The following is a 21892-nucleotide window of genomic DNA, read 5'->3' as shown; positions in this document are numbered from 1 at the left end:
AGTCATGTGAAACTCGCTTGACCAGACTGAAGAATCCATCCGATATTCAGATCACAGTAGAGACAGGAAAGACAACGATGACCCCGACCACAAGCGCCCGGAACTCTCGCGAATCATCCCGCGAGCTGCAGGTTGAATTTGCAACTGTTCTTCATTGGGTGGGTGTCGCCATCCTGGCCTACTTCCTGGTCGAACTGGCCTTTCAGGCCTGGCCCGTAGCCCTCCTCAAGCCGGCCTGGCTGGACGTCATGATTGGATTTCTTGTCAGCCGAGGCATCACACCACTCACCGGAGCGCTGTTGGTGGCAGCCGCTGCCGCACTGAATCCCCAATCCAAACCACTGACCAACCGTGCGGAACTGCTGCGGCGTCTGGCCACCTGGGTGGCGTTGGGGTATCTGCTACTGATCCCCGTTCAGATCTATTCTGGTGCGAAACTGCTGCAGACAAGAAACCAGGAATCAACCCAACTCCTCACCCAGGCATCGAGAGCCGTCGAGGCGATCAGAAAAGCCGAAACACCCGCGGAGCTACGCCGGGCCTACGCCCAGGTCCCGGGTAACAAGGCGCCACTTCCTGAGTCGTTTCCCCAACCCTTCCCCGTGATCAGGGAGCGCCTGGCGGAAGCCATCAGCGCCAACACCAAACGCGCCGAATATGAGTTCGGCAACAACATGTCCAGCGTGTGGCAACGCTCTCTGGGACTGGCTTTTGGGAACACGCTGAGGATGCTGATCCTTTGCCTGGGCTTTGCCGCCATCGGTCGCCGATCCCCCTATCACGCCACTCTGTTGCAGAGTCTCCTCGGCCGCCGTCAAGGAAAGATGGGGAAAGGTCATTTGCACAGGCGCCATCATTTTGATGGTGTGATTGATCAAGAGTGGATCGAGGTTGAAAAGGATCACATCCATAGCCGATAGCAACAGACCTACCTCAGGTGCAAAGCGGCATCGGCAGACCTAATCGTTTCGACGGCGACGGGGCACAATCAAGGTGCCACCGCAGAAAATCCACCACCAGGGCAGGACAACGGCCGATCAACGTCGTGCTTCTGAACGTGTGCTGGCCATCGGATGCCGGAGATAGCCAGCCGACCCATCCTCCAGACAACCTTGCTCATCGAGACCAGCCAAGAAAAAATCCCTGGCCAGGGCCAGGGATTGAGAAGGACAGCTCTGGCCTCAACCAGGAAGCTCCAATCCAGTTCAGACTGCAGTCGAAGATGCCTTGATCCGGGACCTCAACCGACGGCTCAAGCCGAAGGCCATGCCAGCACCAAGAATGGGAAGGGGGCCGGGAACAGGCTCAGGACCACCCCCGGGCCTCTGGCTGAAGAAGTTGTTCGCCGTCGAAACCGCGGAGTTGCCCGTCGCCAGGAAGATATCTTCAACGTTGAGCGATGTGACTCCAGCAGCGAACAGATAATCCACAGGGGCAGGGTTCCCGTTACTGGAAACCAAGGAAGTGGACCCACCGCTCCAGCTCAAGTTCTTCGTCACCGTACAGCCTCCAAGGGCCGGGAAGATGCAGCCGGAGTCAAGTCCAACTGCAGCGAATTCGAACGCTGGATCAGTGATCGAGATGGTGTAGGAGATTTTTCCAGCCTGGGTTGGAGGATCAATAACACTGCCGAAGTCATAGGCAAGATCGAAGTTATTGAATCGGATTTCTGTATCAGCACCCACACCAGTACATACGATGTTGCTGACGGTCTTATCGCCGAATGTCAAGTTACCGGCTAATCCACAAGTGGTTGTTTGCACGGCCTCCGCCGAACCGGCAGACAGACCAGTGACAGCGGCCGCAACAACCGCAGCGCCGAAAAGCGACTTCGACAGGATCAATCGCTGATCATCGCGTGCAAATGCACGTAAGGCGATGGGCGGAATTTTCATGGCTGTATACGGAACGAGGACCAATGTGACATTCAACCACTATTCACCGTATCACGGTCTGACTTAGGCCAAATCACCACCAGCCCTTGGGCAGGGAACAATTCAGGGCAGACAGTGCTGATGCATTCAATGGCGTGCTAAGCGCATGGATTTCAAGGCAGACCCACTGCCGCACAAGGGTTCATAGAGGATGCGATGGTCGCAGTGGCGAGGACCATCACCTCGAAAGGAGGGGATTTCGCCTCCTCTGAGCCCTTTGCGATTACAGGGCGGTCAAGAAATTCATAAGTGCCAACATTGGATCGCTGCTCTTGTGATGTACATCCGCACCACAACTGCATCGGAGCCCCGGTCTTGATCGATCCGGCCGGCGTCCAGCTCCGATCTGCCAGCATCCCGTTTGAACCATCTGTGCAGCGTTGCCTCCCAGCGGAAGAGACCAGGTGGACGTGGTGGTGGTGGGCGCCGGCATCGCCGGCCTGACGGCGGCGGCCCTGCTGGCGAAACAGGGGCTGCGGGTGGAGTTGCTCGAAGCCCATCACCAGAGCGGCGGCTGCGCCGGCACCTTCCGGCGCGGTCCGTACGTGTTCGATGTGGGGGCCACCCAGGTGGCGGGGCTGGAGGAGGGCGACGGCGCCCCCGCCGGCATCCATGCCCGGCTGTTCCGCCATCTGGGGGTGGCGCCGCCGGCGGCTGTGCCCCTGGATCCGGGCTGTGTGGTGGACCTGGCCGATGGCCTCGAGCCGGTGGCGATCTGGCGCGATCCGCAGCGCTGGCGGCAGGAACGGTTGCGCCAGTTCCCAGGCAGTGAACGCTTCTGGGCCCTCTGCGATGCCCTGCACCGGAGCAACTGGGCCTTCGCGTCGCGGGATCCGGTGCTGCCGCCGCGCTCCTGGTGGGATGTGGCCCAGCTGCTGGGGGCCCTGGGGGCAGGGACTCTGGCCAGCGGCCTGCTCACCACCGCCACCATCGCCGACCTGCTGCGGCTCACCGGCTGCGCCGCCGACGGGCGGCTGCGGCGTTTCCTGGATCTGCAGCTGAGGCTCTATTCCCAGGAACCGGCGGATCGCACCGCCGCCCTCTACGGGGCCACGGTGCTGGCGATGGTGCAGGAACCGCTTGGGCTCTGGCACCTGGAGGGGTCGATGCAGGCCCTCAGCGAGGCCCTGGAGAGCGCCCTCAGCAAGCACGGCGGCCGGCTGCGGCTGCGGCACCGGGTGGAGCGGCTGCAGCCACCGGAGCAGCCCGGGGGCGACTGGCGGATCACGGGCCATCGCGGCGGGGCTCCGCCAGGTGACAGGCGACCACTAGGGGAGGCGTTCCACCTGAGCGCCCCGGACGTGGTGGTCAGCCTGCCCCCCCAGACCCTGCCGGCCCTGCTGGGGGAGGCCCTGGCCGGCGGCTACCGCAGGCGGCTTGAGACCCTGAGCGAACCCAGCGGCGCCCTGGTGTTCTACGGGGCCGTCGAGAGGGAGAGGCTGCCGCCTGGGTGCCCCAGCCACCTGCAGCTGGAGGCCCCTGACCCAGGCTCCCTGTTCGTCTCGGTGAGCCAGGAGGGGGACGGCCGGGCCCCCGCCGGGCGCGCCACGGTGATCGCCAGCGTGTTCACCCCGGCCCGCCCCTGGTTCGGCGGGGACGAGGCCGAGTACCAGGCCCAGAAGCAGCAGGCGATGGCCGCCATCCAGCGGGGCCTGGAGCGGCTGCTGGGGGTGGGACCGGCCGACTGGCTGCACGGTGAGCTGGCCACCCCCCGGGGCTTTGCCGGCTGGACCGGCAGACCCTGGGGCTATGTGGGCGGCCTGGGCCAGCACCCCAGCCGCTTCGGGCCCTTCGGCCTGGCCAGCCGCAGCCCCCTGGCGGGTCTGTGGTTGTGCGGCGATGCCATCCACCCCGGCGAGGGGACCGCCGGGGTGAGCCTTTCGGCCCTGATGGCCTGCCGCCAGCTGCTGGCCGGGCGGGGGGTGGACCTGCGGCCCTGACCCCCCGAAGCGTCAGCTCAGTTGACGCTGACGCGCACCACCCGGCCGCCCAGACGCTGCACCCGCTGCAGGGCCTCGTTCATGCGGCTGTAGGGCACCCGCATCACGTAGGCACCGCTGCGCACCACGGCGTTGTTCACCAGCCCGGTGGCGGTGATGGTGGCCACCCGGCCACTGGGGGAGCTGGTGCCGCGCACCCCGGCCGACACCACCAGGGCCTCCTCCCGATGGCCGCGGGAAGGATCGGTGGGCTGACCGCTGCGGGAGACCGGACCATCAACGCTGGCGCCGCCCTGGGCCAGGTTGGCCTGGAAGAAGGATTCACCGCTGAAGCGGGGACGGAGGACCGTCACCGTCACGGCCCGGTCCTGGTGCAGGGCCCGACCCAGCTTGAAGCGGGTGCCGGCGCTGTCTCCCTTCACCGACGCCGCCGCCCCACCGGCCAGCTGCATCAGCCAGGAGAACTGCTGCCCCTGGTGGCCGGCGGAATAGTCCCAGCCGTGCAGATAGGGCACCACGTCGGAACCGAAGCGCTCCTGGTACTCGGGGCTGTCGATGTAGGAATCGATCTCGGCGTCGTAGCCCTGTTCCTGCAGGATCGTGAAGTGGTGCAGCATCTCGGCCTTGTTGTGGGGAGCCCGGCCGAGGAGATGCTTGTGGTTGAGCTCGATGAAGCGGTAGGGATTGCAGGACTCGAAGAAACGGGAGCGATACAGACCACTCCTGGCAAGGGTGCGCACGAATTCCTGCACGGTGAGATAACCGTTTCGGAAGAGAGATTCAGCACCGACCAGGCGCTCGTTCTGCATCACATACTGCTGGCCCAGCACCTGCTGATACACCAGACGGATGATGCCATCGCGATCCTGCTGGGAGGCTTTTGACCAGTTCTCCTTGTTGCGGTCATCCGCGAAACGCTCGATACCAAGGGAAGGGGCTTGGACCAGGGCCATGGTGGAAACAACGCAAAGGGCAGAGGGAGGAGCATCGCCGCGGGCGGCCCGCCTGGCGGATTCAGGCAGGTACCGGTGCGGGAGACCAACGGAAAGGGATTCCCCGGAAGGCCTTGCCCGCCGGCGATGTCAAGCAGCGATTCTCAGCCGATTCCTGGGAAAACAAACAGAATCGTTACAGCGCTCAGTGCCTGGAAAAGGATCCATACATTCCTTCACCACGAAGGTTTGCACCTTCGCCCGAATGATTGCGAAAGAAAAAGATTGCGAAAGAGCAACAAGCTCTTCAGGAGGCGATCCGCTCGGAATCAATTCGGCGAGGCTGGCGTTGGCGCTGGGGCCGACCATCAGCCGCAAGGCTGGGGTTGGAGCGGGAAATCACCGGCAGCTGGAGGGAGGGGGCGGGGCTCGCCGCGTCCTGGCAGAGGCTGGCCCAGACGGTTTCAAGGGCGGCCAGTTCGTCAGCCGGAGACCAGCCCTCAGCGGAAGAGCGCACCTCGCCGGAGGAGCGGGCCTGACGCCTGGGCTGCGGGAGCTCGATCGTCACCATTCTTCCCACGACCTATCCACCCTTGTACATCATCCAGCCGCAACGTCCAGAGGGGAGGCAACACAAGCTGACGAAAGAAATTGTGAAGGCAAGGCCACGGGGCAGCGGCGACATTCGTACGGGACCGACAGCCCACCAGCGGGCTACTCGTCGCTGGGCAGCAGCACCAGGGTGTGCAGCCGATCGGTGCCGAGGTCATGGGTGAGGATCCACACCTGCAGCCCCTGGCCGAGATCGAAGACGCTGCGCAGCGACCCCTGCTGCCGGTAGGCGGCGATGGTGTTGTCGCGGGCATCGCGGGAATCCACCACGCCCCAGTCGCCCCGGCGGTGTCGAGCCACCAGCCGCTGCAGGGTCTCGGCATCCACCCACTCGCGCACCTCCGGACTCACGTCCACCGGGCCGATGGCGAGGCGGGCAGCCATGGAGGTTCCTTCGCTCTGATCGACCTTACGGGTAAATCCGTCAAGGGCCCCGGCCGGTAATCCTTCCAGCCACCGGGTACCGAAGGATGCGACTGCCACCACACCTCACCTCAGCCGCCGCCATCGGTGCTGTGGCTGCCGGCCTGCTGGCCTTGCCGCTGTCTGCGGCCGTACCGCCACGCGCCACGGCGGTGCTGGCAGGAGGGTGCTTCTGGGGCATGGAAGCGGTGTTCGAACAGGTGCGGGGCGTCACCGAGGTGGTGACCGGGTACGCCGGCGGCAGCCCGGCCACCGCCGCCTACGAACGGGTGAGCGGTGGCGACACCGGCCACGCCGAGGGCATCCGCATCACCTACGACCCAGCCCGGGTGAGCTACGGGGAGCTGCTGAAGGTGTTCTTCTCCGTGGCCCACGATCCCACCGAGCTCAACCGCCAGGGTCCGGATGTGGGCCCCCAGTACCGCTCAGCGATCTTCCCCACCGACCCGGAACAGCGCCGGGTGGCTGAGGCCACCATCGCCCAGCTGGATCGCTCCGGCGCGCTGCCCCGGCCGATCGCCACCACGGTGGAGGTCTGGCGGGGCTTCACCCCGGCCGAGGCCTACCACCAGGACTTCGTCGCCCGCAACCCGACCCATCCCTACGTGGTCGCCCATGACCAGCCGAAGCTGGCCCGGCTGAAGGAGCAGTTTCCAGAGCTGTCCCGCTAGGGGGCCCCTTCAGCGCAGGTGGTCGAGCTCGCCGCGGCCGTGGAGATCGGCCAGGGCGTCGTAGCCGCCGATGGGCTGGCCATCGATGAACACCTGGGGCATGGAGGTCAGGCCGCTGCGCTCGGCGACCGCCGCCCGCGCCGCGTCGTCGTCGGCGAGCTGCACCCCATGGGGGATGCCGAGGGTGCGCAGCATGCGCAGGGCTCGGGCCGAATAGGGGCAGCCGCTGCGCACGGCGATCTCCACCCGGGGCTGGGCCGGGGATGCGGGCACGGTGGGCCGGGCCGCTGCGGTCGCCACGGCGGCCTGCGCCGGATCCTGGGGTGCTCCGGGCTGCGGCAGGAAGCCCACCAGCAGGTCGGCGCCCCGCAGCACGACGCTGCCGTGCTCGAGGTGGCCGCCCCACACCTGGCAGTCGCCGTCGGAGAGGCTCAGGTGCAGGTGCACCCCCTGGGGCGCCACGGTGCCCTGCAGGGTGATGATCTCCAGGTGGCCCTGCAGCACGGTGGGCTCCTCCAGCCCCGGGCACTGGAAGGCCGCCTGGGAGAGGTCCCCGACGACGCCGAGCACGAAGCCGGAGGCGCCGGCTTCGATCGCCAGCTGCTCGAGGCTGGCTCGCAGATCACTGCCCGGGCCGAGATGCAGCGGCAGGGGGTGCATGGCGGGATCGGGCGTGGCAGGGGGTCAAGGTAAGTCCTGGGCTTCTGCTGCCCTGGGCACCAGGCGGCAGCGCAGCAGGGCGAGGGCCTCGTCGGGCAAGCCCAGAAACCGGTCGAGCCAGGGGTCGCCGCTGGGGGCGATGGTGGCCACCCCCACCAGCAGCGCCCGGCCGTCGCCGTCGAGGGGCTGGCCGCTGGCCCGGTGGCGGCGGCCCTGCACCGGACCGGTGCTGAGGGTGGTGGCGACGATCAGGTCGGGGGCGCGGTAGAGGGAGCCGATGGCGAAGCGGAAGCGGGCCTGGAAGTGCAGCGCCATCGCCCCGGTGGCGCCGTCGATGCGGCCCTCGAGCCGCTCCGGGTGGATCGTGATCGCCAGTCCGGGGGGCAACGGCAACCCCAGGAAGCGGGTGGTGCGCCAGTCGAGCGGCGGGATCCTCAGGCCAGCCGGATCGAAGCAGAGGCTGCCGGTGCCAGGGCCGATGCCCATACCGGCGGGATCCGCCGCGGTGAGCTCGCCCAGCCCGCCGCCGCCTCGGGCGTCGTAGCGGAAGCGGGGATAGGCGCCGATCGCCAGGCCGCAGCCCGCCAGGGTCTGGAGCCTCAGCTCAGCCATTCAGCTGGACCTCCGCCTGGGTGGGGTAGGGGATCTCGATTCCCTCGGCGGCGAACAGGGCCAGCAGGGCCCGGTTGAGGCGGGCCACCTCATCCTTGAACGCCGCATAGGTGGGCTGGGAGGAGCGGTAGTCGTAGGTGAAGTCGTAGCTGAAGTCGTTGATGGCCATCAGCCGACAGGCCCGGAAAGCGGCCAGGGGCTCGGCATCGAACAGCGAGGCGATCAGTTCCGGAATGCGCTGCAGCTGCTCGGGGCTGGTGTCGTAGGCCACGCCGATCACCATGCGGGAGCGGATCACCTGATCGAGGATCTGCCGCAGCCGCAGCAGGACCGCTTCCCGCAGGGTGAGGTAGTCGGTCCAGTTGGGGGCGTGAATCTGACCGCAGCAGCGCAGCAGCAGCTCCCCATCGGCTGTCGCCTGGTCAAGGAACACCTGGGCGGCGGACAATCCCGGCAGATCGGTGAGGTACAGGCGGCCGTAATGCACCAGGTCGTCCAGCTGGTCGGGGGTGAGCTCGGCCGGCAGGGGCAGGTGCAGCTCGAAGACATGCTGCACCGCATCCTGCGCCTGATCCGAGCGCAGGGAGTAGTTGACGATCGTCTCCTCATCGACGACCGAATTAGGGATGGTGATGCGGCTCTCGTGGGTCTGCAGCTCCAGGGAGCGCAGGCCGATCTTGGTGACGTAGCCGAGATTGCTCCCGATGCGGCAGAACTCCCCCACCCGCAGGGGGCGGTCGGTCTGGATCGACAGGCCGGCGAACAGGTTGCCCAGCAGCTTGGAGGCCCCGAGGCCGATGGCCAGGCCGGGCACCGCAGAGAAGGCCAGGACGGTGGAGCCCGGCAGGCCCAGCAGGATCAGCAGCCGGTACATCAGGGAGACGCCGATGATGGCGCCCATGACCCGGCAGACGGGCATCACCAGATTGCTGACACGGCTCAGCTGCAGGGCGTTGCGCCGCCCGCGCAGGATCGTGACCCATTCGGCCAGGCTGCGGCCGAGGGCCTCCATCAGGAAGAAACTGAACAACCCCGCCCAGCAGAAGTAGAGCGTGTAGAGCAGGTACATCAACACCTGCAGGGGCAGGCCGGTGACGTTGACGTAGTGGTCCAGCAGCAGTTCCACCACACGGGCCATGGGCAGGGCCACGGCCGCCAGCAACACCCGTTGCCAGGCGATGTTGTCGACCTGCCAGATCTGCATCGGTGTGCGTGGTTGGCTGGCGGCCCGTTCGGTCATCCGGTAGGTGGCCAGCAGGGCCAGCACCAGACGGAACTGAACGAAGGCGAAGGCCACCAGCGCCAGCAGACCCAGCACGATCTGGAACAGGGTCTGGTCCCAGAGATGGGACTCCAGCACCGTTTGCCGGAGGCTCCGGGGAATGCTCAGATACCACTTCGGTGGCAGAAGATGGCCGGGCCGGAGGCTGAAGGCGTCATAGATGGCTGGCGTCAGCAGGCTCGAGGGGCCCGCAGATGGCGCTCGCTGATCCTTGATCTCCTCGTAGAGGCTGGGGATCTGGGCCACCGTGAAGGCGGAGAACCGGTAGCCGCGATCACGCCCATCCTCCGGCTCCTCATCCGTCAGGGTGATGGAGGTGCCCGGGATGGTCCAGCTGGCGCTGGGGTTCACCCGTCCATCGTTCAGGGCCTTCATCCCGGCCGCATCAGGAATCTCGAAAGGCTTGCGGCTGTGGGTGAAGACGTAATCGAGAATCACCTTGAGCTTGAGGGCATATTCATCGGCGAAATCCGCCCGGATGCTCTGGGGAATCTCTGACACATCCAGGGCCTTCACCGCCTCCTCGAAGTAGCTGTTGATCAGCGCCAGTTCGTGACGCAAGGCGCTGGACAACAACAGCCCGGGTGTCGCCTCAGCCTTGGCCTCGATCCGGGCGATGTCCCGGTTCACCTGGGCCATCACCACGTAGAAATTGAGCAGGGTGGCCCGCGGGCTGTCCCCCACCACCTGGTTGAGGGGGGCATCGGTCCATTGCTGCTTCAGCTCCAGCAGCTGGCCATGGAACGGTTGGCTCTCCAGGGGTACGTAGGTGGCCCGGAGCTGGGCGGCAGCTGGGGCCCCCGGCCCCGCGGATAAGGCCGCCGTCGCAAGGCCCGTCAGCGGCAGCAGGCAGGCGATCAGGAACGCCAGCAGCAGGCGGACCGGACGGGGCAGACGGATCGGACGGGGCATCCGGAAGCCGCGGCACATGTCCCGCATGATGGCGGCTCAGCCCGCCGGCAACACCTGCCGGTAACCGTTCGCCTCGCACACCCGCAGGGGGGTGTCGAACAGGGCGCTGAGGGGGGCGTCCTGCAGCAGGGCGTCGGTGGGGCCGTCGCCCACCACCTTGCCCTCGCGCAGCAGCACGCAGCGGCGGATCTCGGGAAGCACCGCCTCGATCTGGTGGGTCACCAGCAGCAGGGTGGTGCCGCCGCGGGCCAGCTCGCGCAGGATCGCCAGCAGCTGGTGTTTCGCCTTCAGATCAAGCCCGTTGGTGGGTTCATCCAGCACCAGCACCTCGGGGCCGTGCACCAGGGCCCGGGCCAGCAGCAGGCGCCGCCGCTGCCCCTCGGAGAGCTGGCCGTAGGGGCGCTCTGCCAGATAGGCCAGCCCCAGTTGCTGCATCAGGTCTGCCACGCGCCGCCTCTGGGCTTCGGTGGCCACCTGGCTGCGGCCGATGCCCACCGAACCGAAGAAGCCGGAGAGCACCACATCGTCAGCTGGAACCCGACCGACGTAAGCGGCGTGAAGATCCTGGGACACCAGACCGATGCGGCCGCGCAGCTGCCAGAGATTCACCGTTTCGCTGCCGAAGATCCGCAGGCAGGAGCCGGGCTTGACGACGGGGTAGAGCTCGCGGCTGAGCAGCTTGACCAGGGAGCTCTTGCCGGAGCCGTTGGGGCCCAGCACCACGGTGTGCTCGCCGCCGTAGAGCCGCAGAGAGAGGTCCTCGAAGACGCGGCGGGGCCCCAGCCAGGCCTCGACGGCCTCCAGCTCCAGGTAGGCCGATGGGGGGGTGCTCATGGGGCGGCGCTCATGCCGGAGCGATCATGCCGGGGCCGCGGGCTGGGCCTCCATGGCGCCATCGGCCGGGGGCCGTCCCCAGCCGAGCTTGCGTTCCAGCTTGCGGATCATCTTGCCGGCCAGGTCCAGGCCTGTGGCGGTCTCGATCCCCTCGAGTCCCGGGCTGGAGTTCACCTCCAGCAGCAGGGGGCCGCGGTGGGAACGCAGGATGTCGACGCCGGCCACATCCAGCCCCAGGGCCTTGCAGGCCTTGACGGCCATCTGCTTCTCCGCCGCTTCCAGCTGCACCGTCCGGGCCGTTCCCCCCTGGTGGAGGTTGGCCCGGAACTCGCCCTCGGCGGCCGTGCGCTCGATGGCGGCCACCACCTTGCCGCCGACCACGAAGCAGCGCAGATCCGTGCCGCCGGCCTCCTTGATGAACTCCTGCACCAGCAGGTTGGCGTCGAGGCTCTGGAGGGCATTGATGACGCTCTCGGCCGCCTTCTGGGTTTCGGCCAGCACCACGCCCTTGCCCTGGGCCCCCTCCAGCAGCTTCACGATCAGGGGGGCGCCGCCCACCATGCGGATCAGATCCACCGTGTCGAGGGGGGAATCGGCGAAGCCCGTGACGGGGGTGTTGAGCCCGGCGCGGACGAATTCCTGGGACGCAAAGAGCTTGTCGCGGGAGGCGGTGATCGCCTGGGCACTGTTGAGCGACGGCACCCCCATCGACTCGAACTGCCGCGTCACGGCGCAGCCGTAGAAGGTGACGCTGGGACGGATGCGGGGGATGACCGCATCCACCGCGCCGAGCACGTCACCGCCGCGGTAGTGGACCTCCGGGTTGCGGGGATCCAGGCGGATGTAGCACTGACGGATGTTGAGGAACCGCATGTGGTGGCCCCGTTCCTCGCCCGCCTCGATCAGGCGCCGGTTGCTGTAGAGATCGGGGTCGCTGGCCAGGAGCACGATCCGCAGGCCGGCATCGCGCGGGCAGACATGGGCATAGAGGGCCCGGCTCTCCTCGGTGCTGAGGCTGCGCAGGTGGTGGCTGCCTTCCGGGTCCACCAGGATCCGGCCCACCATCGCCTGGCGACCGAGAAGCATCCGATACCCCATGGCATCCCGGTTGGCGAGGGTCAGCTCCACCTCCCAGCTCTGCTCGCCGAGCACCAGCCGCTCCCGGATCACGTAGCGGTTCTCTGAGACGCCGCTGGTGTTGCGCACCTCCCGCCGAGCCACCACCGGGGCCTCGTGGCGCACCACCACGACCCGATCACCCTGCAGGGGATGCACCTCGAAGCTCACCCAGGGGCACCCGTCGCGCTCGAAGGGCACGATGTTGGTGGCGTGGAGGGCGGAGGTGGCGGCACCGGAATCCACCCGGGCCTTGATCGCCGGCAGCCCGGCGTCCGGGAAGCTGCACCACTCCTCGCTGCCCACGATGATCTTGCCGTCGACGCTGTCCATGGCTCCGGGGCGGGTGGCGTGGGACGGGCCCACGAACCGCCATGCTCGCCGGAGCTTTCCGGCTTGTCGACAGGGCCCTCGTCGACAGGGCCCCAGGCGAGGGGGACGGTGGCGGCGCTCAGCGGCCGCCGCCTGAGCCTGGCGAGAGCCGGCGCAGCAGCTGGTCGCACTTCTCCCGCTTGCCGAGGGTGGAGCCGAAATCGCCGAACAGGATGTCCAGCGTCGGCATCGTCCTGGAGCCGGTGGCACAGGCATGGCGGTGCTGGAACACAAAGCGCAGCCAGTGCTTGGCCACCGGCGACAGCGGGTCGAGGTTGTGCTTGGCCACCATGTGGTCAACGCTTCTCCTGACCCAGTCACTGGACCAGCGGAGCTCGAAGAACGGCCTGTCGGACGGAAGCAGGTTCTCGGGGGAGGGGGGGATGTAGCTCACCCGGCTGGCCGGCTCGAACACCATCGAGCCACCGCTTTCCGCCACGGCGATCGAGAAGTCCGTCTCCTCGGCCATGCTCAGCAGCGCCTCGTCGAGGGGCCCGTTCTGCGCGAAGAAGTCCGTCCGGACCAGAACACAGTGGAACTCATTGAGTTCGGTGGGACCGGCCACCAGGGGCTGGTTCACCTTGGCCAGCGGCAGATGGTTCCAGGGGCGCCGTTCGGTGAGCCAGCGGCGCCCCTGCCCCATGGACCTCCACAGGAGTTCGCCACCGGCGTGGTGGACGACGCTGAAGGCCTCATCCTCAAACGTCAGGGGGCAGACGGCGGTGCAGCCGTGGCGCTCGGCGCAGGCCACCAGGGTCCCGAGCCAGCCGGGGGTGACGATCACATCGTTGTCGACGAAGACCAGGTACCGGGTCGTGATGTGGGGCAGGGCCAGGTTGCGGGCGGCATTGGGGGAGAGGTGCTGCTCGCTGCGAATCAGGCGGAAGTTCCCTTGCGCCGCGCGACGCTGCAGTGCCCCGGCCAGGTCGGCCGGTGAGTTCCCGTCGATGTAGATCAGCTCGTACGGACGGTCGGTGTTCCGTTCGATGGAATCGAGCGATCGCAGCGCATCGCTGAACCGTTCACGGGGAACGACAACCACCGTGACGTCGCCAGGGCCCATGGTCTGATCACTTTCGACGTCATTCCTACAGGACATCCCCGGCTTCTGTCGGTGGCATCAGCCCCGGTTCCAGACGATCCAGCAGGCTGGGGGCTCTGTGCGGGCGATGGTCATGGCGGATGCTCCCTATCTGGTGGCGCTGGCCCTGCTGGAGCAGGAAGGGACGCGGGCCCTGCCCTTGAACGGCAAGTCCCTGGCCGTGGCGGCGGCTGAAGCGGCGGAACCCGGCGACGACGGCCGCACCCTGTTGCTGGAGCTGCTGCTGCGCCTCTGGCAGCGCAGCGAGGAGGGCGCCCTGCGGCGGGCCGCCGGGGACGGCAGCCTGCTGCTGGTGGAGCTGCCGCTGGAGGCCCTGCAGGAGCCGTTGCCCCGGCTCAAGGCCCGCTGGGTCGGCGGCGGCGCCACGGCCGATTTCCATACGGAACTGGCCGCCCTGGCGATCCGGGGCTGGCGGGTGTCGATCGCCCGCTATGAGCCGGTGCGCTTCACCGCCTGGCCCTGAGGCGCGCTCTCCGGTGACGCCGGGGCCGGCGGGACGGCCGGTGGGGGAGCGGCTGAACCGCAGAGCTCGTCCACGAGGCGGAAATAGGCGGCGGGATCACGGCGGGCCATCACCCGGGCCTCGGCCTCGCGCTGCCAGCGGGCCCCGTCGTAGAGCCGGGCCAGGTCGCGCTGGTCGCGGCGGCTCAGGCCCCGGCGCAGGTCCTCCTCGCCCAGGAACGGGGCGCCCCGCAGGCAGCGGGACTGGACCCCGTGCCACCCCTCGTGCAGCAGGGTGTCGGCGAGGTTGCCGCGGGGGCAGACCACGATGCGACGGCTCTCGCGCAGATAGAGCCCGTACAGCCCTCGCTCGGCGCAGCGGGGGTGGCTACCGAGCACGCTGAAGCCGCGCTGCTCGAAGGCCTCCACCAGCCGCTGGTAGGTCCAGCTGTTCGCCTGGGCAGCCGAGGGAGCCAGCAGGGCCATGGCCAGCGGCCAGAGGGTGAAGGGTCCCGGCTTCCGCCGTGTCATCCAAGCGTGTGCAGGTGGCCGTGGCTGTGGAACGTATCTCAGCGGGCCATCAGGATGGGGTGCGCTGCGATAGCCCGCTACGGCCATGACCTCCCCCCCCGCCCCAGCGGCCGACGACCGGCTGGCCGCGCTGCAGCAGGAGTTCGAGCACGACGCCAGCTTCAGCCAGGTGTTCGTGGTGCTCACCGTGGGGGCCACCCTGATCGCCACCCTCGGCCTGCTGGCCAACAGCCCCGGGGTGGTGATCGGCGCCATGGTCGTGGCCCCCTGGATCATGCCGCTGCAGGCGATGGCCTTCGAGATCCTGCGGGGGCGGCTGCCGATGTTCCTGCGGGCCCTGCGCACTCTGATGCTGGGGGTGGTGATCTGCGTGCTGCTGGCGATGGCGGTGGGCCATCTGGTGGCGTTCCCGAGCTTCGGCAGCGAGGTAATGAACCGCACCAGCCCCAACCTGCTGGATCTGGGGGTGGCCCTGGTGGCCGGGGCGGTGGCGATGTACGCCAAGCTGCGCAGGGACGCCATCTCGGCCCTGGCCGGCCTGGCCATCGCCGTGGCCCTGGTGCCGCCCATGTGCGTGGTGGGGATCCTGCTGGCCTCCTCCGACTGGATGCAGGCCTACGGCGCGCTGCTGCTGTTCGCCACCAACCTGCTCGGGATCATGGTGGGGGCGATGGCGTCCCTCGGGACCCTCGAGAAGGTGTACCGGCGCCGGCTGTTCCACAGCCGCCTGGGCCTCACCAGCGTGGCGCTCACCGCCCTGCTGGTGATTCCCCTGGGCAGCAGCTTCTTCCGCCTGGTGAACCAGACCCGCCAGGAGAACAAGGCCCAGCAGCTGGAGGCCGCCATCGAGCAACGACTGCGCAGCAGCACGATCACCCTCGGCGGCGATCCCGCCATCGACATGGTGGGCCTCAGCATCGACTGGCAGCAGAACCCACCGCTGATCCGGGCCCGGGTGCGGGTGACCGATCCGGACCTGCCGACGGCAGGGCAGGTGTCCGCCGTGCAGGAATTCATCAACAAAACCCAGGCACCGCTGCGCTTCCGGCTGGTGATGCAACGCACGGCGGTGGATCTGATCGGCCCGGACACCCCACCCAACCCCCCCGAGCTGGAGGTGCTGCCGCCGCCGACCGTGCCGCCGCTGCCGCGCGGACAGGAGGTAGAGGCCCCTGAGGACACACCGGAGGGGGCCGGCCCGACGTCCCAGTAAGCAGTAAATGTATGGAACAACACGTTGCCAGCCCCGTGCCCCTTCCCCACCAGCGGACCCTCGCACGCCTGCGTCGCGCCGGCCTCCCGGGGGGGCTCGGCGTCCTGGCGCTCGGCCTCAGTGCCTGCGGCTCCGGCGGCGGCGGTCTGCCCTCGCTGAACGGGGCCGGAGCCTCCTTCCCGGCGCCCGCCTACCAGCGCTGGGCCGCCGACTACAAGACCGCCAAAGGCTCGCTGGTGAACTACCAGTCGGTGGGGTCCGGGCAGGGGGTGCGCTCGTTCCTGGCCGGCTCGGTGGATTTCGGCGCCACCGACGAGTCGCTCAGCGACGAAGACTTCAAGGCCGGCACGGCCGGCAAGCGCGGCGCCGTGCAGATCCCCATGCTGGGCGGCACGATCAGCCCGGCCTACAACAATCCCGACTGCCCCGGTCTCAAGCTGACCCAGGCCCAGCTGGCCGACATCTTCCTGGGCAAGATCACCAACTGGAGTGCCCTGGGCTGTCCCGACCGGCCCCTGGCGGTGGTGCACCGCTCCGATGGCTCCGGCACCACCTTCAACTTCACCAACGCGCTTGCCTGCTTCTCGGAGGAATGGAAGAAGAAGGTGGGCGTCGGCAAGGCGGTGCAGTGGCCCGTCGGGCTCGCGGGCCGGGGGAACGAAGGCGTGGCCGGTGTGATCCAGAACACCGCCGGAACAATCGGCTATGTCAACCAGGCGTACCTGCGGGGCACCGTGAAGCCGGCGGCGCTGCAGAACAAGGCCGGAAAGTTCGTTCTGCCGGACGCCAGCTCCGGAGCGGCGGCCCTCAACAACATCAAGCTCGATGAGCGCCTGGCTGGCGAGGACTGCAACCCCGAGGGGGCGGAGAGCTACCCGATCGTGGCCTTCACCTGGATCCTGGCCTACCAGAGCGGACAGGGAGAGCAGAAGGCGGAAGCCGTGCGCACCTTCCTGCTCTGGGCCCTGGAGGAAGAGCGCCAGAAGCAGGCGGCCGAGCTGGGCTTCGTCCCCCTCAGCGGCGATGTGCTGAAGCGGGCCCGGGATGAGGTGGCCAAGATCAAGGACTGATCCAGGCCGGTATCGCCGCCGAGACTGGCATCGGTTCGGTTTGCCGTGATGAGCGCGAGTTCCAGGGATCCGGCCACCAAGCCGGACCCCAGGCCCCTGCTGCGGCGCCTCTGGTTCTTTGGCCGGGTGGGCCTGGTGCTGCTGGCCATCGAAGCCTGCCGGGTGCTGGTGCACCAGGAGCACTGGGAGGTTCTGACACCGAATCCCCTGTTCTCCGCCCTGGTGGCCTCGGAGGTGTTCCTGCTGGGCTTCCTGCTGAATGGGGTGCTGACGGATTACAAGGAAGGGGAGAAGCTGCCCGGTGAACTGGCCGCCGCCCTGGAATGCCTCGCCCTCGAGGTGCAGGGCCTGGGGCTGCGGCAGCCGGAGGCCGAGGTGCAGGGAACCCTGGCCCGGCTGGCGGACTTCAGCGAATCGCTGCTGGCCTGGATGCGGGAGGCCGGGCCGACCCTGCTGCTGCTGGAGCGGCTGGACACGCTGCAGCTGTCGATTGAACGGCTGGGCGTCTGGAATCCAGCCCCGCTGCAGGCGCGCCTGCTGCTGGAGCTGGCCCACATCCGCCGCGGCGTGCAGCGCATCGACGTGATCCGCTCCACCACGTTCGTCCCCTCCGTCTATGGAGTCGCCTACATCGGCACCGGGGTGCTCATCGTCGGGCTGGTGCTCTCCCGGATCGAGCCCTTCGCCGAATCCCTGTTCTTCATCGGGGTGATCTCGCTGCTGTTGATCAAGCTGCTGCTGCTGATCACGGATCTCGACAACCCGTTCGGGGCCAGCCAGGCGCAGTCGGTGGAGAACGTCTCGCTGCACCCCGTCGCCCATGCCGCACAGCGGCTCAGGCGGGTGGCGGAGCCAGGCCCAACGGGCTAATCAAGTAGCGTTGATCTAATCAGCGGGGCCATCGCATGGACGAGGACAGGGCCGTGCTGGCACGGTTGTCGCTGCTCGACCGCTACCTGCCGCTCTGGATCCTGCTGGCCATGGCCGGCGGCCTGCTGCTGGGCCGCTGGTTCCCGGCCATCCAGGGCTGGCTCGATGCCGTGCGCCTCGGCAACACCTCCCTGCCGATCGCCCTGGGGCTGCTGCTGATGATGTACCCGGTGCTGGCCAAGGTGCACTACGAGGAGCTGGGGCGGGCGGCGCGGGATCGGCGCCTGCTGCGGTTGTCGTTGCTGCTGGTCTGGGGCCTGGGGCCGGCCCTGATGTTCGCCCTGGCCTGGCTGTTCCTGCCCGGCCAGCCGGAGTTCCGCACCGGCCTGATCCTGATCGGCCTGGCCCCCTGCATCGCCATGGTGCTGATCTGGATCGATCTGGCCCGGGGCGACCGGGAGGCGGCCGCCCTGCTGGTGGCGATCAACGCGATCATCCAGGTGCTGGCCTATGCCCTGCTGGGCGGCTTCTACCTGAAGGTCCTGCCCGGCTGGCTGGGGCTGGCCACCCAGGACGTGGCCTTTTCGATGGCGGAGATCGCCGCGGCGGTGCTGGTGTTCCTGGGGCTGCCTCTGGCCGCGGGCTACCTCAGCCGCCGCATCGGTCTGCGGCTCAAGGGACCCCGCTGGTACGAGCGGCGCTTCATCCCGTTCATCAGCCCGTTCGCGCTTTACGGTCTGCTGTTCACGATCGTGGTGATGTTCGCCCTGCAGGGCCAGGCGATCACCTCCGATCCGCTCACGGTGGCCGCCGTGGCCGTGCCCCTGCTGCTCTACTTCGCGATCATGTGGAGCGTGGCGTTCGCGGTGGGCCGCCGCAACGGGCTCAGCTACCCGAAAACGGCCACCCTGGCGTTCACCGCCGCCGGCAACAACTTCGAGCTGGCCATCGCCGTCAGCATCAGCGTCTGGGGGGTCAGCTCCCGCCAGGCCCTGGCCGGGGTGATCGGGCCCCTGATCGAGGTGCCCGTGCTGGTGGCGCTGGTCTACGTGTCGCTGTGGCTGCGGCGCCGCTTCCCGGCCCGGGCAATCGGCTGAACGGCCGCCTCAGGCTCAGCAGGCCAGCAGTTTCCAGGCGGCGATCACCAGCACCACCGCCAGCAACCGGCGGATCCAGGGCGATGGAAAGCGCCGGCTGCCGCCGTAGGCCCCCAACGTGCCGCCGACCAGCACCACCCCCACCAGCGGCGCGAGGGCCCCAGGATCCGGCATGGCGGCCACGCCATGGCGCAGCACCAGGCCGGCCAGGCCGGCGATCGAGTTCACCAGGATGAAGGCCACCGACACGGCCGCCGCCGGTGCCGGTGAGCCCCGCCAGCAGGCCCAGGGCCGCATCGCCCCCGGGTCGGCGGGCAGCTGGCCGACCTGTCGCCAGGCGGAGAACAGCAGCACCGCCCCGATCAGCTGGCGCAGCAGAACGGCCGGCAGGGTGATGGCCCCGCCGACCAGGGCCGCGGGCACCGACGCCAGGGCCAGGGGCACAAAGACATCGCGGCGGAAGTGACCGGCGACGACGCACTGCAGCGTGCCGACGCTCGCCACCAGCACGTTCAGCACCAGGGCGATGGCGCGGATCTCGGGTGCCGGCACAGCCGCCAGGGCCAGCACGGCGATGTAGCCGGAGGCGCCGGCATGGCCCACCGAGGCCTAGAGAAAAGCCACCGCCGCCAGGGCGATCAGCAGGGGCATAGGAGGATGGCCCCGATCCCGGGCACCGGGCAGGGACGCTGCGATGAAGTTCAAGGACTACTACGCCAGCCTGGGGGTGGAGCGCGAGGCCAGCGCCGAGGAGATCAAGAAGGCCTACCGAAAACTGGCGCGGAAATACCACCCCGATGTGGCCAAGGAGGAGGGCGCCGAGGAGCGCTTCAAGGAGATCAGCGAGGCCTATCAGACGCTTTCGGATCCGGAGAAGCGCCAGGCCTATGACGACCTCGGCCGCCATGGCCCCGGCGAAGAGTTCCATCCCTCCCCGGAATGGGACAGCCGCTTCTCGCGCGGCGGCAGCCAGCAGGAGGTGGACCTGGCCGATCTGTTCGAGCGGATGGGCTTCGGCGGTGGCGGCTTCGGCGGCTTCGCTGGCGGCACCGGCGGACCCCGGCGACAGGGGGCGGACTTCCCGATCCGCGGCCAGGACGTGGAGGTGGCCACCGAGCTGAGCCTGGAGCAGGCCGCCCGGGGGACGGAGGTGTCGTTCTCGCTGAGCGTTCCGGTGCTGGGGGCCGATGGCCGGGTGGAGAAACAGAGCCGCAGCGGCCGGATCCGGGTGCCCCGCGGCGTGGTGGAGGGGGAGCGGCTGCGGGTGCCGGGCAAGGGGGGCGACGGCATCGCCGGCGGTGCCCCCGGCGATCTCTATCTGGAGGTGCGGCTGGCGCCCCATCCCCGCTTCAAGGCCGTGGGCCACGACCTCTACCTGGAGCTGCCGATCGCCCCCTGGGAGGCGGCCCTGGGGGCCGAGATCAGCGTGCCCAGCCTCGATGGACCGGTGGCGGTGACCCTTAAGCCGGGGATGCGCAGCGGCCAGAAGCTGCGCCTGGCCGGCAAGGGTCTGCCCCAGCGGCGCGAGGGGGCGGGCGATCTCTACGGTGTGATTCAGATCGTGCTGCCCGAAAAGATCGGCGAACGGGAGCAGGCGCTTTACCGCGAACTCGCCGAAGCCTCCGCCTTTAGCCCCCGCCACCACCTCGAAGGACCCTCCACCGATGGCTGACGATCTGCTGATCCCCGACGACGACGAGGGGTGCACCGTGGCCCTCGAGGAGTTGCTGGCCGCCTCCGGGCTGGGCCACGAGGAGGTGATCGAACTGGTGCAGTTCGGGGTGTTCCGCTGCGCCCAGCACGCGCCGGTGTGGACCTTCCACGTCCACACGGTGAGCCTGGCCCGCCGCGCCGCCCGCCTGCGCGACGACTTCGGCCTCAACGTGTCCGGGATGGCCCTGGCCCTCACCTACCTGGAGCGGATCGAGGCCCTCGAAGGGCGGCTACGGGAGCTGGAATCGCAGTTGCCGCGGTGAGGTTTCAGCTGGCGGAGTCGTCGTCGATCTCGCCACAGCGCTTCAGCACCGTCGTGATCACGGCCGGAGCGATGCGGAAATCACTTTTGTGCAGCGCATCAAACACCGCCCGGGCCGATGGAATCAGGCCCCGCAGACGGGCCAGGCCAATCACTGCGGCGGTGCCGGCAACCTTCAGGCCGAGCTCGTGGGCAACGGCCCTTCCGGCCCGTTCATCGATCAACAGCAGCACCGGTCCGGGTCTGGAGAGGGCCAGGCGGATGCTGGCCGCTTCGCCTTCGTCGAGGTCGGGCAACTCCAGACCCTGCTGGGGGTCCGGCGTGATCGTCAGCCAGCCGGCCTCAACGGCGGCGGTGATCCTGGCTTCCTGATCGGTGAACCTGCCGGTGAGCACCTCATCGGCCACGGTGGCGGGGAGCAGCACGGTTCCGAACAGTTCCCGCAACCAGCCGATCCCGTTGACCTGGGCCAGGCCGATCAGGGGGCTGGCGTCGCTGATGACGATTGCAGCCACTGCTCCAGGGTGTCGAGATCGGCGCGGGTTTCGGCTTCCGTCAGGCGGATCGCCGCGATGCCGAGGCGCGAGAGATGGGCGATGAAGGTGGCGGTGTCCATGTCGGCCACGCGGGCGGCCCTGGCCAGGGAGAGCTCACCGTCGCGGAACAGGGCCGTGGCCAGGGCGGCCCTGACACCGGGTGCCTGCAGCAGTCCCCCCTGGTCGAGGCCCACCAGCAGGGCATCGGGGTGATCGCGGTTCAGCACCACCACCATGTCGCTCTTGGCCTGCCGCAGCGCCTCGGCCGGATTGTTCTTGAGGCCGCTGACGCTTACCGCACGCATGGCCATTCCTGCAGGGAAGAACCGATAGGACAATGGTATGGCCTCTTGCCATGGGCTTGAGCCAGGGGCCAGTGGCGCCCGCCTACAGCCCCACCTTGCGGCGCCCCCAGGCCATGCCGGCCGCGTAGCCGATGGCCGGCAGCAGCAGCCCTGGGTTCAGGGGGATCTGCACCACCAGAACGATCCCCACCAGCCAGGGGACCAGCAGCAGGCAGCCGAAGGCCAACTGGCTGAAGCGGGAGCGGCGCGCCAGACGGCCCGAGCCCTGCACCAGCCGGGGGACGCCCTTGCCGAGGCCATAGCCCAGCAGCACGGTCAGAACGGTGAGCAGGATCGCGCCCATGGTTGGAAGGAAGGCTCTCGGATTCTGGTGCCAGGGGGGAACGACTGGACGGCATGACCCTCTGGATCTGACCCTGCGGGATTGGCTGGAGCTGCCGTGAAGAGACAGC

Annotated in this window: 25 protein-coding genes; 10 read left to right on the top strand and 15 right to left on the bottom strand. The window is 68.3% G+C overall.

Translation table 11 applies throughout. The features are described 5' to 3' along the window. Positions 1-77: 77 nt before the first annotated feature. The gene (locus tag CJZ86_RS05785) at positions 78-920 is read left to right on the top strand and encodes a hypothetical protein (protein WP_233133866.1); all 843 of its coding nucleotides are present in this window, start codon (positions 78-80) and stop codon (positions 918-920) included. Between the two features lie 285 nt (positions 921-1205). Here CJZ86_RS05785 and CJZ86_RS16525 read toward each other — a convergent pair whose 3' ends face one another. Beyond that, complete coding sequence (locus CJZ86_RS16525) at positions 1206-1895, bottom strand: hypothetical protein (protein WP_143594050.1); 690 nt, start codon at positions 1893-1895, stop codon at positions 1206-1208. 419 nt (positions 1896-2314) lie between these two features. On the opposite strand from CJZ86_RS16525, the gene crtD reads away from it, so the two are divergent. Beyond that, complete coding sequence (gene crtD / locus CJZ86_RS05780) at positions 2315-3874, top strand: C-3',4' desaturase CrtD (protein WP_094585005.1); 1560 nt, start codon at positions 2315-2317, stop codon at positions 3872-3874. A 17-nt stretch (positions 3875-3891) separates the two neighbouring features. Here crtD and CJZ86_RS05775 read toward each other — a convergent pair whose 3' ends face one another. From CJZ86_RS05775 to CJZ86_RS05765, 3 genes are all read right to left on the bottom strand, one after another. Beyond that, positions 3892-4827, bottom strand: coding sequence for a phycobilisome rod-core linker polypeptide (locus CJZ86_RS05775; RefSeq protein WP_094585004.1), 936 nt, complete (start codon positions 4825-4827; stop codon positions 3892-3894). A 129-nt stretch (positions 4828-4956) separates the two neighbouring features. Then, positions 4957-5184 carry a hypothetical protein gene (locus CJZ86_RS16520; protein WP_233133865.1) on the bottom strand — a complete coding sequence of 76 codons (228 nt, stop codon included), beginning with the start codon at positions 5182-5184 and terminating at the stop codon, positions 4957-4959. Positions 5185-5520: 336 nt separating this feature from the next. Next, on the bottom strand, positions 5521-5802 hold the full coding sequence (locus CJZ86_RS05765; RefSeq protein ID WP_094585002.1) for a hypothetical protein: 282 nt from the start codon (positions 5800-5802) through the stop codon (positions 5521-5523). 86 nt (positions 5803-5888) lie between these two features. Here CJZ86_RS05765 and msrA point away from each other — a divergent pair, with 86 nt between their 5' ends. Then, the gene (msrA, locus tag CJZ86_RS05760) at positions 5889-6512 is read left to right on the top strand and encodes a peptide-methionine (S)-S-oxide reductase MsrA (RefSeq protein ID WP_094585001.1); all 624 of its coding nucleotides are present in this window, start codon (positions 5889-5891) and stop codon (positions 6510-6512) included. 9 nt (positions 6513-6521) lie between these two features. Here msrA and CJZ86_RS05755 read toward each other — a convergent pair whose 3' ends face one another. From CJZ86_RS05755 to CJZ86_RS05730, 6 genes are all read right to left on the bottom strand, one after another. Continuing rightward, positions 6522-7172, bottom strand: a complete 651-nt coding sequence (locus CJZ86_RS05755) for a PCC domain-containing protein (protein WP_094585000.1) — start codon at positions 7170-7172, stop codon at positions 6522-6524. Between the two features lie 24 nt (positions 7173-7196). Further along, a complete protein-coding gene (locus CJZ86_RS05750; protein WP_094584999.1) occupies positions 7197-7784 on the bottom strand; it encodes a hypothetical protein in 588 nt (195 codons plus the stop codon). Further along, positions 7777-9978 carry a mechanosensitive ion channel family protein gene (locus tag CJZ86_RS05745; protein WP_158219514.1) on the bottom strand — a complete coding sequence of 734 codons (2202 nt, stop codon included), beginning with the start codon at positions 9976-9978 and terminating at the stop codon, positions 7777-7779. Before CJZ86_RS05745 ends, CJZ86_RS05750 begins: the two co-directional genes overlap by 8 nt. A gap of 36 nt (positions 9979-10014) precedes the next feature. Then, a complete protein-coding gene (locus tag CJZ86_RS05740; RefSeq protein WP_094584997.1) occupies positions 10015-10812 on the bottom strand; it encodes an ABC transporter ATP-binding protein in 798 nt (265 codons plus the stop codon). Positions 10813-10836: 24 nt separating this feature from the next. Beyond that, positions 10837-12261 carry a 30S ribosomal protein S6--L-glutamate ligase gene (gene rimK / locus CJZ86_RS05735; RefSeq protein ID WP_094584996.1) on the bottom strand — a complete coding sequence of 475 codons (1425 nt, stop codon included), beginning with the start codon at positions 12259-12261 and terminating at the stop codon, positions 10837-10839. A 118-nt stretch (positions 12262-12379) separates the two neighbouring features. Continuing rightward, entirely contained in the window at positions 12380-13363 is a 984-nt protein-coding gene (locus CJZ86_RS05730) for a glycosyltransferase family 2 protein (protein ID WP_158219513.1), read from the bottom strand. 112 nt (positions 13364-13475) lie between these two features. Between CJZ86_RS05730 and CJZ86_RS05725 the strand changes: the two genes are divergently transcribed. Further along, positions 13476-13865, top strand: coding sequence for a DUF8680 family protein (locus CJZ86_RS05725; protein WP_094585077.1), 390 nt, complete (start codon positions 13476-13478; stop codon positions 13863-13865). Here CJZ86_RS05725 and CJZ86_RS05720 read toward each other — a convergent pair. Beyond that, on the bottom strand, positions 13832-14374 hold the full coding sequence (locus CJZ86_RS05720) for a hypothetical protein (protein ID WP_094584994.1): 543 nt from the start codon (positions 14372-14374) through the stop codon (positions 13832-13834). The genes CJZ86_RS05725 and CJZ86_RS05720 overlap by 34 nt on opposite strands. A gap of 85 nt (positions 14375-14459) precedes the next feature. Between CJZ86_RS05720 and CJZ86_RS05715 the strand changes: the two genes are divergently transcribed. Genes CJZ86_RS05715 through arsB form a run of 4 tightly spaced genes read left to right on the top strand, consistent with a single transcriptional unit; the run spans position 14460 to position 18624 of the window. Continuing rightward, entirely contained in the window at positions 14460-15587 is a 1128-nt protein-coding gene (locus CJZ86_RS05715; protein WP_094584993.1) for a DUF389 domain-containing protein, read from the top strand. A 35-nt stretch (positions 15588-15622) separates the two neighbouring features. After that, a complete protein-coding gene (gene pstS / locus CJZ86_RS05710) occupies positions 15623-16657 on the top strand; it encodes a phosphate ABC transporter substrate-binding protein PstS (RefSeq protein WP_094584992.1) in 1035 nt (344 codons plus the stop codon). 48 nt (positions 16658-16705) lie between these two features. Then, entirely contained in the window at positions 16706-17527 is an 822-nt protein-coding gene (locus CJZ86_RS05705; protein WP_094584991.1) for a hypothetical protein, read from the top strand. Between the two features lie 35 nt (positions 17528-17562). Further along, positions 17563-18624: an ACR3 family arsenite efflux transporter gene (arsB, locus tag CJZ86_RS05700; RefSeq protein WP_094584990.1), complete on the top strand. Its 1062-nt coding sequence runs from the start codon at positions 17563-17565 to the stop codon at positions 18622-18624. A 15-nt stretch (positions 18625-18639) separates the two neighbouring features. Here arsB and CJZ86_RS05695 read toward each other — a convergent pair whose 3' ends face one another. Then, on the bottom strand, positions 18640-19227 hold the full coding sequence (locus CJZ86_RS05695) for a hypothetical protein (RefSeq protein ID WP_094584989.1): 588 nt from the start codon (positions 19225-19227) through the stop codon (positions 18640-18642). A 91-nt stretch (positions 19228-19318) separates the two neighbouring features. On the opposite strand from CJZ86_RS05695, the gene CJZ86_RS05690 reads away from it, so the two are divergent. Continuing rightward, positions 19319-20296 (top strand): DnaJ C-terminal domain-containing protein, encoded by a 978-nt coding sequence (locus CJZ86_RS05690; protein WP_094584988.1) that lies wholly within the window; start codon positions 19319-19321, stop codon positions 20294-20296. Next, entirely contained in the window at positions 20289-20600 is a 312-nt protein-coding gene (locus tag CJZ86_RS05685) for a chaperone modulator CbpM (RefSeq protein WP_015109294.1), read from the top strand. The genes CJZ86_RS05690 and CJZ86_RS05685 overlap by 8 nt, the downstream gene beginning before the upstream one ends. A 4-nt stretch (positions 20601-20604) precedes the next feature. On the opposite strand, the gene CJZ86_RS05680 is transcribed toward CJZ86_RS05685, so the two are convergent. The 3 genes from CJZ86_RS05680 to CJZ86_RS05670 form a co-directional block, all read right to left on the bottom strand. Beyond that, positions 20605-21114, bottom strand: a complete 510-nt coding sequence (locus CJZ86_RS05680) for a PIN domain-containing protein (RefSeq protein WP_094584987.1) — start codon at positions 21112-21114, stop codon at positions 20605-20607. Next, the gene (locus CJZ86_RS05675) at positions 21078-21440 is read right to left on the bottom strand and encodes a UPF0175 family protein (RefSeq protein ID WP_094585076.1); all 363 of its coding nucleotides are present in this window, start codon (positions 21438-21440) and stop codon (positions 21078-21080) included. The genes CJZ86_RS05680 and CJZ86_RS05675 overlap by 37 nt, the downstream gene beginning before the upstream one ends. Positions 21441-21522: 82 nt before the next feature. Next, positions 21523-21783, bottom strand: coding sequence for a hypothetical protein (locus CJZ86_RS05670; RefSeq protein ID WP_094584986.1), 261 nt, complete (start codon positions 21781-21783; stop codon positions 21523-21525). Positions 21784-21892 lie beyond the last annotated feature (109 nt).

It is taken from the genome of Synechococcus sp. BO 8801 (assembly GCF_002252675.1).
Lineage (GTDB): Bacteria > Cyanobacteriota > Cyanobacteriia > PCC-6307 > Cyanobiaceae > Cyanobium.
The sequence above is the reverse complement of the archived record's forward strand: the minus strand, read 5'-3'. Positions and strand labels throughout refer to the sequence as shown.

Coding starts and splice junctions, on each gene's coding strand:
- CJZ86_RS05715 (WP_094584993.1), top strand. CDS start 14,460: ATGACCTCCCCCCCCGCCCCAGCGGCCGACGACCGGCTGGCCGCGCTG.
- CJZ86_RS05740 (WP_094584997.1), bottom strand. CDS start 10,812: ATGAGCACCCCCCCATCGGCCTACCTGGAGCTGGAGGCCGTCGAGGCC.
- CJZ86_RS05685 (WP_015109294.1), top strand. CDS start 20,289: ATGGCTGACGATCTGCTGATCCCCGACGACGACGAGGGGTGCACCGTG.
- CJZ86_RS05785 (WP_233133866.1), top strand. CDS start 78: ATGACCCCGACCACAAGCGCCCGGAACTCTCGCGAATCATCCCGCGAG.
- CJZ86_RS05765 (WP_094585002.1), bottom strand. CDS start 5,802: ATGGCTGCCCGCCTCGCCATCGGCCCGGTGGACGTGAGTCCGGAGGTG.
- CJZ86_RS05690 (WP_094584988.1), top strand. CDS start 19,319: ATGAAGTTCAAGGACTACTACGCCAGCCTGGGGGTGGAGCGCGAGGCC.
- CJZ86_RS05675 (WP_094585076.1), bottom strand. CDS start 21,440: ATGCGTGCGGTAAGCGTCAGCGGCCTCAAGAACAATCCGGCCGAGGCG.
- CJZ86_RS05750 (WP_094584999.1), bottom strand. CDS start 7,784: ATGGCTGAGCTGAGGCTCCAGACCCTGGCGGGCTGCGGCCTGGCGATC.
- CJZ86_RS05725 (WP_094585077.1), top strand. CDS start 13,476: ATGGCGGATGCTCCCTATCTGGTGGCGCTGGCCCTGCTGGAGCAGGAA.
- CJZ86_RS05730 (WP_158219513.1), bottom strand. CDS start 13,363: ATGGGCCCTGGCGACGTCACGGTGGTTGTCGTTCCCCGTGAACGGTTC.
- rimK (WP_094584996.1), bottom strand. CDS start 12,261: ATGGACAGCGTCGACGGCAAGATCATCGTGGGCAGCGAGGAGTGGTGC.
- CJZ86_RS16525 (WP_143594050.1), bottom strand. CDS start 1,895: ATGAAAATTCCGCCCATCGCCTTACGTGCATTTGCACGCGATGATCAG.
- msrA (WP_094585001.1), top strand. CDS start 5,889: ATGCGACTGCCACCACACCTCACCTCAGCCGCCGCCATCGGTGCTGTG.
- arsB (WP_094584990.1), top strand. CDS start 17,563: ATGGACGAGGACAGGGCCGTGCTGGCACGGTTGTCGCTGCTCGACCGC.
- CJZ86_RS05705 (WP_094584991.1), top strand. CDS start 16,706: ATGAGCGCGAGTTCCAGGGATCCGGCCACCAAGCCGGACCCCAGGCCC.
- CJZ86_RS05720 (WP_094584994.1), bottom strand. CDS start 14,374: ATGACACGGCGGAAGCCGGGACCCTTCACCCTCTGGCCGCTGGCCATG.
- CJZ86_RS05745 (WP_158219514.1), bottom strand. CDS start 9,978: ATGCCCCGTCCGATCCGTCTGCCCCGTCCGGTCCGCCTGCTGCTGGCG.
- CJZ86_RS05775 (WP_094585004.1), bottom strand. CDS start 4,827: ATGGCCCTGGTCCAAGCCCCTTCCCTTGGTATCGAGCGTTTCGCGGAT.
- CJZ86_RS05670 (WP_094584986.1), bottom strand. CDS start 21,783: ATGGGCGCGATCCTGCTCACCGTTCTGACCGTGCTGCTGGGCTATGGC.
- CJZ86_RS05755 (WP_094585000.1), bottom strand. CDS start 7,172: ATGCACCCCCTGCCGCTGCATCTCGGCCCGGGCAGTGATCTGCGAGCC.